We start from the raw sequence: 11,879 nt of genomic DNA, 5'->3' as shown, positions 1-11,879 counted from the left end.
TACTCTCCAATAGAAGCTTTAAGGTTTAGATAGTTGTAGGTCGAAAATCCATAAAAAATAATTAGCTTTGTGAGACTAATATTATAAAATAAAGAACGAATGAAGTCTCTAAGCTTATTTCTTTTGCTTGCAATAGGAGCTCTCACATTACCTGCACAGAACACCGTTAAAATGAGTGCAGTGAAAGGAAATGATTATGGTGTGGCGTACTCGTTACCGAAAACCTCTGTTATAGTTACCGTAAACTATACAAAGACCACAAAAAAAGCCGGTGAATTCTATCAATATGCTGAGCGATACCTGAGCATAACCAATCCCATAACCGAAAATAGCGTAACCTATACTATCGACAATATAGATGCTACCACAAAAGGAATAGTAGATAAAGATAAGTCTTATCTGGTAGAATTTCGATCGAATACAACTGCACCTTTTGTCACACTGACAAAGGATGGCGTGATATGTGCGATCAACGACGACTATACTTTCCCAAAAGAAGAAGCAATACAAGCTCCGGCTAAAGCGAGTGAAACGACATTAAACCCACGAAGCTTCCTCTCCGAAGAGATTCTACGTGCAGGTTCTACTGTAAAACAAGCCGAACTCATCGCAAAACAAATCTATCGATTGCGTGAAAGCCGCACAAATATAATTACAGGAGAAGCAGACAATATGCCTCCTGATGGCAATGCTTACAAGCTGGTAATGACCCAACTTGATGAACAAGAAAAAGCACTCACTGCGATGTTTGCCGGAACTGAAACAAAAGAAACAGGTACAAAAGAATTTACGATAATTCCTGATACGAAAAATATAGAGAATCGAATCATTTTCAGATTTTCGTCTAAGCTTGGAGTCGTGGATGCTAACGATCTGGCAGGAGCACCTGTATATTTGTCTCTCAAAAACAAAGACCCGAGGGAAGAACAAATACTGACACCTAAAGAACAAAAAGAACTGGAGAAGAAATTCTCTGCCGGAATCATATACAATATCCCAAACAAGGCCAGCTTGCAAATAACATACAACAGCAAGGATTATGTGAAAAAAGAATGCGACATCGTTCAGTATGGAATTCAGGATGTATTGACTCCGAAAATGTTTGATAACAATAAATTACCAATCAAAGTGATTTTCTATCCTGAGCTGGGAGCTGTAAAACAAATTATTCAGTAATATGGCTTTGGAGATTGAACGTAAGTTTTTGGTCGAAGGAAACTACAAAGAATATGCCTATGCGCACGAAGAAATCGTACAAGGATATCTTTCTTCGGTGAAGGAACGTACGGTAAGGGTGCGGATAAAAGGCGAAAAAGCATACATCACAATAAAAGGGATAAGCAATGAATCAGGCATTTCTCGTTTTGAGTGGGAAAAAGAGATTTTGATAAACGATGCCCGGGATTTACTAAAATTGTGCGAACCGGGAATTATTGATAAAATCCGGTATTACATAAAGAGCGGCAAACATATCTTCGAAGTAGATGAATTCAACGGTGAAAACCAAGGTCTTGTTATGGCTGAGATCGAGCTCTCTTCAGAAAACGAACAGTTTGAAAAGCCCAACTGGCTGAGAGAAGAAGTGACAGGCGATCTGCGCTACTATAATTCTTCTCTGACAAAACTTCCTTATTCTAAATGGTGATTGTAAGCTTTTCTTCTTAAATTCGAATTATATTTAGTAAAAGGAGGAGAAAGTATGATAGATACAGAAGTAAAAGTTCACGATAATTTCGCCTTAGAATTCAAAATTGGTTTTATAACAGACCAACATCAAAAGGATATAAATGAGTTCAGGATCAACACGTGGATATTCCTCCCTAACAGCCTAGACATCAACAGATCGACCTATAAGAAAGATGACTTTTACAGAGATGTAAAAAATAACCTTCGCCTTATTACCCCCGTTTATTCTCTCGAAGAAATACTAAAGGCAGGGCGTGGCCCTCTTCCCCGCTTACAGAAAGCATTGGATGATCTGGCTGTAGACCCAAACAATGAAGATCTGACAGAAAGTTTCTCTTACCAAATAAAAATGTTCGTCTGTATCGTAAAGAGTGCATTGCGACGGCATGTACAGATTATAGGAAGCACAGCAACAGACGAAAAAATAGTTTCCCACGTAGAAGCTTATATTGCTAACGTGAAAGAAATAGCCTTACAATACAGGGAAAAGTGGGAAGAACTTTCTAATCCCGAGATGACAAAGCAACAGCGGGAGTTGTTTCTATTCGGAGACGACTTTCTGGGTAATATCATAGAGCAATATGCCTTTCAGATTATGAGAATACTAAAAGGCAAACCTATATTTGAAACAATAAGAGAAAAACTATACATCTTAATTGAAAGCGAAAAAGCCCATAAAAAGAAAAGAGGGTTTATGCTACTTGAGAAAGGGCAAGAAAAACACAATAGTTTGGTAATCACCCAACGGAATATTCTGAAAAAATTCGTTGAAAGTGACCTGTTCTTACAGATTATCAGAAAAAAAGACGGTCTTTTTGCCCAACAGCTATACTACAGTGTTGCAGCGGGAATCGCTATGATATTTGCTACAATGATATCTTTCTTCGCCACACTGCGTTTTGGAAATTTCACTACCGATCTTTTTGTAATCCTTGTCTTTAGTTATATGTTCAAAGACAGGATCAAGGATATGATGCGCTACTATTTTTCGTCTAAGCTGGGTAAAAAATACTTTGACTCTAAACTAAAGCTGAGTATACGTAAGCAAGAGATTGGCTGGATAAAGGAGGCATTCGATTTTATAGAGGAAAATAAGTTGCCGGATGAAGTACGAAATATCAGGGCAAGAACGCCACTTGTAGAAGCAGAAAACCAGGTGTATGATGAAAAAATAATTTTATACCGAAAATGGGTAAACCTATCGAAGGATGAGATAGAAAAATACAAAGAATATCGCCTGTCGGGTATTAATGATATTACCCGTTTTCACTTAATAAATTTCACTCATAAGATGGATAATCCTTTTATCCCACTCTACTTATCAGATGCAGAAAATGGATATGAAACGATAGAAGGGAATAAGGTATATTCATTGCACTTTATTATACAATGCAAATCCGATGAGGATGAATATTATAAAAAATACAGGGTCTTATTTGACCGCAACGGAATAAATGATGTAAGTGAACTAAATTGATCCTTTACTTTATCTTGCCACTTTTATAAAGCTCCAAAGCATCATTATCGAGAGATTACTTTATTATTTCTCCTGAAATAATTCTCTCTCTACTTTTTAAATAAAGTTGACTGATAGGTTTTTACGTCTGTCTTTTTTCTTTTTCTGAATATAGGCATATACCGCAACACTTGAGACCGCAGCAACTAGAGTTATGGCTAATACTTTCTTTGTCATATTATTACGTTTTATTTAAGGACTAGTTAAAGCATAGTAAAGTTAGCAACAAAAATCTGAAATCACTATTTTTTAGAAGCAACTTTTAGAATAGTTAATCAAAATCAGGTATAAGAAAACAGCAGGTATAGCCAATATTGTGCTATCGAATCGATCGAGGATACCGCCATGTCCGGGTATCATTCCACCCGAATCCTTAATGCCTAGGGTGCGCTTAATAAGCGATTCGAAAAGGTCTCCCCATGTTCCAAATATTATTGTTATAGCCGCAAATCCTATCCACCCCAGAGCAGACAGATTTTGATAATAATGAGCAAAAATGAATGAAGAGCCGATAGAGACTACAGCCCCTCCGATAAATCCTTCCCATGATTTTTTGGGAGATATACGTTCAAATAAGCGATGTTTACCGAAAGCCATCCCTGTGAGATAAGCAAAAGAATCATTTACCCAAATAAACACCAATAAAGCTAAAGCGTATACATAGTGATAGCTTCCCGGAGTATAGGCAAAAACCAGATAATTAATGAGGGAAAAAGGCACGGCTATATAAAATTGCCCCAACAAAGAATACGCGATAGAGCGTATAGGGTCGGGACGCTTAAGATACAATTCACCAACAAATAAAACTAAGATGTAGATACAATAAGGTACAAAAGTTACAACAGAAGCATCGACTGTATAATAATAAAAACTACCGATAAAAAGGGCAAAACCTCCAAGCACATTCCATACTCGGGTAAGGGGAACCTTTGCTCCTTTTTCGATCAATCCATAAAACTCATATAACGACAATACAGTTATGAGAGAGAATATAATACAAAATGTATATTCATTTATAAGGATACCACCTAGTAACAGCCCTACAAATACGGCTCCGGCAATAATACGAACGGCAATGTTAGGTAATCTCAAAATAACAAAGTTTTATTAGTTTGAGGCAAAAGTAGTAAAAATAAGAATATCATGTTTCCCTATCACAGAGGATATTCAGCTAATTCGTCATTCTCAGGTAAATAAATCAGTAATTGTTGGCTTGTTATTGTAGTTGTTCAATTTATGAGCCTTAAGGCCTAAATATAAAAGATAGGATGTTGAAGTTAACAACACCCTATCTTTTATAAAAGTATATTTTTAGATCGATATACTTGTAAACATTTATAAATTAGAACACTAAATCATCCAGATTGATCCTCTTCCGAAATAATTCCGGGAACATCTTCGTTCTTCTTTATCTCTATTTCTATGTTATCAGGCAACTCTTCGGCTTCTTTGAATAATTCTTCCGAACGAGAAACCCATTGACGTTCACCAAATACTTTCTTAAGGTCATCAGCAAAAATAACCTCTTCTGTAATCAACAAGTTCGCTAGTTTTCCATGTCCGTCAGCATGTTGAAGAAGCAGTTTCTTCGCACGCTCGTATTGCTCACTGATCATATTCCTAACTTCTGTATCTATCAAGAGAGCAGTTTCTTCACTATATGGTTTTGTAAAGCCGTAAGCCTCACCCGACGAATCATAATAACTCAAATTTGGCATCTTTTCGCTCATACCAAGATATGAAATCATTGCATAAGCCTGCTTTGTTACACGCTCCAAGTCGTTAGCAGCACCCGACGATATATGTCCTATGAAAACCTCTTCGGCAGCACGCCCTCCAAGCAAAGCACACATTTCGTCCAACATTTGCTCTTTGGTAGTGATTTGTCTTTCCTCCGGCAAATACCATGCAGCACCCAAGGCCTTACCTCGAGGAACAATAGTAACCTTTACCAATGGATTTGCATATTGCAAGAACCAGCTTAGTGTAGCATGTCCCGCCTCATGGATTGCGATTGTCTTACGTTCATCTAAGGTTGTTACCTTATTCTTTTTCTCCAATCCACCAATAATACGGTCTACTGCATTTGTAAAATCTTCCTTCTGCACAACCTTCTTCCCTTTACGGGCAGCAATCAGTGCAGCTTCGTTACAAACGTTAGCTATATCAGCACCGGAGAATCCGGGAGTCTGTCTTGACAAGAACTCTACATCAACCGAGTCGTCAATCTTAATAGGGCGGAGATGTACTTTAAATATCTCCTTACGGTCGTTCAAATCGGGTAAATCAACTGTTATCTGACGGTCGAAACGTCCGGCACGAAGTAAGGCTTTATCGAGGATATCAGCACGGTTTGTTGCTGCAAGAATAATCACGCCACTGTTTGTACCAAAACCATCCATTTCAGTCAACAACTGATTTAATGTATTCTCACGCTCATCATTCGAACCCATATTCAGGTTACGACCACGAGCACGTCCAATCGCATCTATTTCATCGATAAATATAATACAAGGCGATTTTTCTTTTGCCTGCTTAAATAAGTCTCTTACACGAGAAGCTCCAACTCCGACAAACATTTCCACAAAATCAGAACCTGACAATGAGAAAAACGGAACATCTGCCTCGCCGGCAACAGCTTTTGCAAGCAATGTCTTACCTGTTCCTGGAGGGCCAACAAGCAACGCTCCTTTTGGTATTTTACCACCAATTTCGGTATAACGGGAAGGGTTTTTCAGGAATTCAACGATTTCCTCTATTTCTTCTTTAGCTTCAGACAATCCGGCAACATCTTTGAACGTAACACGAAGATCTGAACCTTTATCATATAATTGAGCTTTCGATTTTCCAACACTGAATACGCCTCCGCCTCCGCCGGAACCACCGCCCGACATACGACGCATCATATAGATAAACAAACCAAAAATAAGAATCACAGGCAAAAACCCGACGAGGATTTCTAAAGGATTGGTACTATCTTCGTAGCTGACATCAATATCATATTTATATTCGGCTCTCACTGTTTCATAGAAATCAGCAAATTTGTCTGCCGAAGGAATACGCACAATAATAGCCGGATTAGTACCTGCCCTGTCAGCTTCGCCTTTAAACACACTCTTTACAGAATCAGGTCTTACAAAAGCTTTTAAGGTACTGTTCTTCCTGTCTACTACTATTTTGTTGACACTATTATTTTTCACATACCCCTGAAAGTCAGACCAGGGAACTTCTTTCGTTACGGTGTTATCCGAAAAGAAATACATACCTATAATGGCAGCAAATACAATGAGGTATACCCAATAGAGATTGAATGGGATTTTAGGTCCTTTCAGGTTTGGTTTTTTGGGGCTATTCTCTCCTTTATTATAATTATCCATATTTTTTCCTCACAATGTGTGATTTAGTTTGTTTTCAAAACTATAACAAGCGTAAATAAGATTTGTTTAAATATGCTTTATCTCAATCAATATCGGGAATTGACTCTAGTTTTGCATCCGCCCACAAATGTTCGATATTATAAAACTCACGCAATTCGGGCACAAATACATGAACAATAACCGTACCATAATCTATACCAACCCAACGGCTTTCACGTAATCCGTCGATTAGCAAAGGACGTTCTTTTTTCTTTTTCTTGAGGTAATCAACAATTTCTTCTGATATAGCAGATACTTGTATAGGAGTGTTTCCTTCGCAAATCACAAAATATTGACAAATAGTACCCGGTAATTCTGTCATATCGACAATGACGATATTTTTAGCTTTCTTCTCTTGGCATGCAGCCACAATATTGTTTACTAAGCTTTTTACTTCTTTCATTCGTTAATTTATAGAGTCTCTTTTTTTGTTTTAGCCTACAAATATAAAGTGATTTTTTTAACTTACCACTCATATCTTATAGAAGTACAAATAATTAATTGTGTAAAGATAACTAAGTTCTTAAATTTCTTTCGGGTTTAGAAAGCTTAATACCTACTTTAATAAGGATTTTTATCTTTTATTTACATAGAAATAGCTTTTATAGCAGAAACGAAATATAAATACCTGTCAGTTTTGTAATTTTTTGAGACACAAAAGGGAATCTGATATTCTATTATAAGTGAAAATATAAATTTCATTCTAACTTTGTATTCATGAAGAATTATGATCTAATCACGATTATAGGACCAACCGCATCGGGTAAAACATCTTTTGCATGCCATTTGGCACATGCGCTCCATACTGAGATCATAAGCGGAGACTCGCGGCAGGTATATCGCTCGATGGATATTGGAACAGGCAAAGATCTGTCTGATTATGTAATAAACGGTGAAGAGATACCTTATCATCTAATTGACATTCGGGAAGCCGGAGACAAATATAATATCTTCGAGTATCAGCACGATTTTCACAATGTATATACAGACATGAAAAACAGGGGTAAACTCCCTATCCTATGTGGAGGATCGGGGCTCTATGTCGAATCGGTACTTAAAGGGTATTCATTGGTAAACGTTCCCGAAAATAAAGAACTCAGATCAAAATATGCAGACTATAGTCTACAAGCACTCACACAAATACTAGAGCGCTATAAAACGTTACATAACAAAACGGATGTGGATACAGCTCAAAGAGCAATAAGAGCAATAGAGATAGAAGAGTATAAAAAGGCTCACCCGTTGGAGCAGAACGAATTTCCTCCCCTCAATAGTTTAGTAATTGGAGTAGATATCGATCGTGAATTACGTCGAAAAAAAATATCAGAACGTCTTAAAGCCCGGCTTGAGGATGGAATGATAGAAGAAATAAAAGACATTCTCTCTCAAGGAGTAAAACCTGACGACCTAATTTATTACGGATTGGAATATAAATATGTTACTCAATATATACTCGGACAATTGAACTACGAAGATATGTATTCGCAATTGGAAATTGCTATCCACCAGTTTGCAAAAAGGCAAATGACATGGTTTAGAGGAATGGAGAAAAGAGGGATATATATCCATTGGATAAATGCAGAATTACCTATGAAAGAAAAGATAGATAAAACGAAGTTGTTAATTAACATGAACGAATAGTCTTTTTTGTTAATATTAATTTAAACCTAAGTACTAATTCCCTTTGTTAATGTATTTTTGAAATGATTATTTTTCAATGCCCGATGAGAATAGAAATTTTAACTGCAAGTTTATTTTTAATATACTTCAACAACCTTTTTAGCATGCGTTTTTCTCGCTTCTCTATGCGAGTATTTAATGTTATTATCTAAACAATGCAGTTCAATTTTCAAAACAAAACATCTAAATATCGCAAAATCATAAAAGCAACTTAAAAACCTCAATCAACAATGAAAAAAAAGAAAATAGGAATTCTATTCCTAGCATTAATTGGCTTTCTGGGGACTATTCAATCTCAGAATTATGAGCCGGTCGACTATGTTAGTCCTTTAGTCGGCACCCAATCGAAGTATTCGTTATCTACGGGTAACACCTATCCGGCTATCGCGATGCCTTGGGGAATGAATTTCTGGATGCCTCAGACCGGTAAGATGGGTGACGGCTGGGCATATACCTACGATGCCGACAAAATTCGTGGCTTCAAACAAACACACCAGCCAAGTCCATGGATCAACGATTATGGTCAATTCTCTATCATGCCTGTAACAGGTCGGCCTGTATTTGATCAGGATAGACGTGCCAGCTGGTTTTCGCACAAGGCGGAAATAGCTAAACCGTACTATTATTCAGTTTATCTTGCCGATCACGATGTGGTTACCGAAATGGCTCCTACATCTCGTGCGGTAATGTTCCGTTTTACGTTTCCCGAAGAGCAAAACTCATACGTTGTAGTTGATGCCTTCGACCGTGGGTCTTATGTGAAAATCATTCCTGCCGAAAACAAAATTATCGGCTACACAACACGTAATAGTGGTGGCGTGCCTGAAAACTTCAAGAATTACTTTGTAATCGTTTTCGACAAACCATTTACATATACAGCTTCTGTTGCCGGAGGTGTTCTCTCTACCAAAAGCTTGGAAGTTAAAGACAGCCATGCAGGTGGTATTATCGGCTTCTCTACCAAGAGAGGAGAGAAAGTACATGCCCGCATTGCTTCTTCATTCATCAGCCCTGAACAAGCAGAACAAAACCTGAAAGAACTGGACGGAAAATCATTCGATCAGGTTACTGCGCAAGGACGTGCCGAATGGAACAAAACATTAGGACGTATCGAAGTAGAAGACAATAACATCGATAATCTTCGTACATTCTATTCTTGCTTATATCGCTCGGTATTATTCCCTCGTTCTTTTTATGAGATAAATGCAAAGAACGAAGTGGTGCACTATAGCCCTTACAACGGAGAAGTTCTTCCCGGCTATATGTTCACAGACACAGGTTTTTGGGATACTTTCCGTTGTTTATTCCCATTCCTTAACTTGATGTATCCGGAAATGAACACCAAGATGCAAGAAGGGTTAGTGAATACCTACAAAGAAAGCGGATTCTTGCCGGAATGGGCAAGCCCTGGTCACCGTGGTTGTATGGTGGGTAACAATTCTGCGTCTGTAGTAGCCGACGCTTACCTGAAAGGACTTCGTGGATACGATGCTGAAACACTATGGCAAGCCGTAGTTCACGGAGCAAACGCTGTACATCCTACCGTAAGTTCTACCGGACGTTTAGGCTGGGAATACTATAACAAACTCGGTTACGTACCTTACGATGTGAAAATCAATGAGAGTGCAGCACGTACATTGGAATATGCATACGACGATTGGTGTATCTACCAGTTCGGTAAGAAACTGGGTAAACCTGAAAAAGAAATCGAAATCTACGCTAAGCGTGCGATGAACTATAAAAACCTTTTCGATCCTGAACATAAGTTGATGAGAGGAAAGAATGCAGACGGTAAGTTCCAATCTCCTTTCAATCCGTTGAAATGGGGTGATGCCTTCACTGAAGGTAACAGCTGGCACTACACATGGTCGGTATTCCACGATCCTCAAGGATTGATCGACCTAATGGGAGGCAAGGCAGGTTTCAACCGCATGATGGACTCTGTATTCAACGTACCGCCATTATTTGATGACAGCTATTACGGAGGTGTGATTCATGAGATCCGCGAAATGCAGATTATGAACATGGGTAACTATGCGCATGGTAACCAGCCGATCCAACACATGATATATATGTACAACTATTCAGCCGAGCCTTGGAAAGCCCAATACTGGGTACGTGAGGTGATGGATAAATTGTACACGCCTAATCCTGACGGATATTGTGGAGACGAAGATAACGGTCAGACATCTGCCTGGTATGTATTCTCTGCATTAGGGTTCTACCCTGTTTGCCCGGGATCGGATGAATATATCTTAGGATCGCCACTATTCAAATCTGTGACCCTAAACCTGGCGAACGGAAAAAAAGTAACGATCAAGGCAGATAACAACAGCAAAGCAAACCGCTATGTGGAAAGCATGACAGTAAATGGACAGCCATATACAAAGAACTACGTGACACACGGAGATCTTCTTGGTGGTGCAAACATCAGCTACAAAATGTCTCCTACTGCCAACCAAAACAGAGGGACAAGCGACAGCGACCTGCCATATTCGTTCTCGAAAGAATATAAGGTAACGAATACGAAAAAGAAAAAATAAGAAATGGAGCAACCTAAAGTCAGTATTATTGTTCCTGTTCATAATGCGGGCAAATATCTTGAAAAATGTTTGACTTCTATTGTTAATCAAACATTGAAAGAGATTGAGATCATCTTGGTTCTCGACTGCCCTACCGACGGGAGCAATAATATTGCTGAAGGTTTTGCTGCAAAAGATAAGAGAATAGTACTGATTTATAACAGTGAAAATCTGCATACAGGAATCAGCAGGAATAAAGGAATAGAAGCAGCCAAAGGAAAATACATCGGCTTCTTCGATCACGACGATTATTGCGAGCCTGATATGTATGAGTTGTTATATCAAAAAGCCGAAGAAGAACGTTTAGATGTTGTAAGGTGTAACTTTCTGTGTGTTTATAAAGTGAAATCAGAATATGTAGAAGAAGGATATAAATATCCTGATAATTCTACAAATGCAACGGATAAAGAATGGTTTTATAAAAATGTATGCAGCGATAAAATTTCGTGCGTTATATGGAACCATCTGTATAGAGCTGATTTTTTGAAACAAAATGCACTATCTTTCTTAGACTCAAGAAACATTTGTTCCGAAGACAGCATTTTTTTCATAAATGTATATGATAAAATAAATAAGATCGGACTTGTTCCCGACTTTTTATATTATCATGTCTTTCACTCTAACAATACAGGGAAAGTATACGCTTATCGATCGATCAAAAAGAGAATTTCATTTTTTGAGGAATTGTATAAATTTCTGAAAAGTAAAGGGATTAGTGAAAGCAAATGCAATGCTTTCCTATTCAAAAATGTAGTTCGTTCATTTTATAGTGCTTCACGTCAAGCCATCCTGCTATTTCCTCTCCGGAAAGCATTTGGAGAGATAAATGCATTAAGGAAAAATAATCTGATAATGAGTCAGTTTAGATTTCTATATAAAAAAGAAAATCTATCTACCTTATTAGAAATGAAGCCGACTATTGTTATCTTCTCATTTTTGATTAAATTCGGTACTCGAAAATAGATTATTGATTAAATGTTTTTTAGAAACATGTACTAA

Annotated in this window: 9 protein-coding genes; 6 read left to right on the top strand and 3 right to left on the bottom strand. The window is 37.8% G+C overall.

The genetic code is table 11. From position 1 onward, the window contains the following. Positions 1-99 precede the first annotated feature (99 nt). The 3 genes from HMPREF9456_RS01515 to HMPREF9456_RS01505 are packed head-to-tail and all read left to right on the top strand — an operon-like array spanning position 100 to position 3,163. Positions 100-1,176 carry a DUF4831 family protein gene (locus tag HMPREF9456_RS01515; RefSeq protein WP_006841682.1) on the top strand — a complete coding sequence of 359 codons (1,077 nt, stop codon included), beginning with the start codon at positions 100-102 and terminating at the stop codon, positions 1,174-1,176. Between the two features lies 1 nt (position 1,177). Continuing rightward, positions 1,178-1,645 carry a CYTH domain-containing protein gene (locus HMPREF9456_RS01510; RefSeq protein WP_006841681.1) on the top strand — a complete coding sequence of 156 codons (468 nt, stop codon included), beginning with the start codon at positions 1,178-1,180 and terminating at the stop codon, positions 1,643-1,645. A gap of 54 nt (positions 1,646-1,699) precedes the next feature. Further along, the gene (locus tag HMPREF9456_RS01505; RefSeq protein ID WP_006841680.1) at positions 1,700-3,163 is read left to right on the top strand and encodes a hypothetical protein; all 1,464 of its coding nucleotides are present in this window, start codon (positions 1,700-1,702) and stop codon (positions 3,161-3,163) included. A 288-nt stretch (positions 3,164-3,451) separates the two neighbouring features. Here HMPREF9456_RS01505 and HMPREF9456_RS01500 read toward each other — a convergent pair whose 3' ends face one another. The 3 genes from HMPREF9456_RS01500 to rsfS all read right to left on the bottom strand — a co-directional run bounded on the left by HMPREF9456_RS01500 (position 3,452) and on the right by rsfS (position 7,021). Further along, entirely contained in the window at positions 3,452-4,294 is an 843-nt protein-coding gene (locus tag HMPREF9456_RS01500) for a phosphatidate cytidylyltransferase (protein WP_006841678.1), read from the bottom strand. 263 nt (positions 4,295-4,557) lie between these two features. Further along, on the bottom strand, positions 4,558-6,579 hold the full coding sequence (gene ftsH, locus HMPREF9456_RS01495) for an ATP-dependent zinc metalloprotease FtsH (protein WP_006841677.1): 2,022 nt from the start codon (positions 6,577-6,579) through the stop codon (positions 4,558-4,560). A gap of 82 nt (positions 6,580-6,661) precedes the next feature. After that, a complete protein-coding gene (gene rsfS, locus HMPREF9456_RS01490; RefSeq protein ID WP_006841676.1) occupies positions 6,662-7,021 on the bottom strand; it encodes a ribosome silencing factor in 360 nt (119 codons plus the stop codon). A gap of 314 nt (positions 7,022-7,335) precedes the next feature. Between rsfS and miaA the strand changes: the two genes are divergently transcribed. The 3 genes from miaA to HMPREF9456_RS01475 all read left to right on the top strand — a co-directional run bounded on the left by miaA (position 7,336) and on the right by HMPREF9456_RS01475 (position 11,843). Beyond that, positions 7,336-8,259, top strand: coding sequence for a tRNA (adenosine(37)-N6)-dimethylallyltransferase MiaA (gene miaA, locus HMPREF9456_RS01485; protein WP_006841675.1), 924 nt, complete (start codon positions 7,336-7,338; stop codon positions 8,257-8,259). A gap of 269 nt (positions 8,260-8,528) precedes the next feature. Further along, positions 8,529-10,841 carry a GH92 family glycosyl hydrolase gene (locus HMPREF9456_RS01480; RefSeq protein WP_006841674.1) on the top strand — a complete coding sequence of 771 codons (2,313 nt, stop codon included), beginning with the start codon at positions 8,529-8,531 and terminating at the stop codon, positions 10,839-10,841. A gap of 3 nt (positions 10,842-10,844) precedes the next feature. After that, positions 10,845-11,843, top strand: a complete 999-nt coding sequence (locus HMPREF9456_RS01475) for a glycosyltransferase (RefSeq protein ID WP_006841673.1) — start codon at positions 10,845-10,847, stop codon at positions 11,841-11,843. Positions 11,844-11,879 lie beyond the last annotated feature (36 nt).

The sequence above is a fragment of the Dysgonomonas mossii DSM 22836 genome (assembly GCF_000213575.1).
Taxonomy (GTDB): domain Bacteria; phylum Bacteroidota; class Bacteroidia; order Bacteroidales; family Dysgonomonadaceae; genus Dysgonomonas; species Dysgonomonas mossii.
This window is presented reverse-complemented; position numbering and strand designations above follow the sequence as displayed.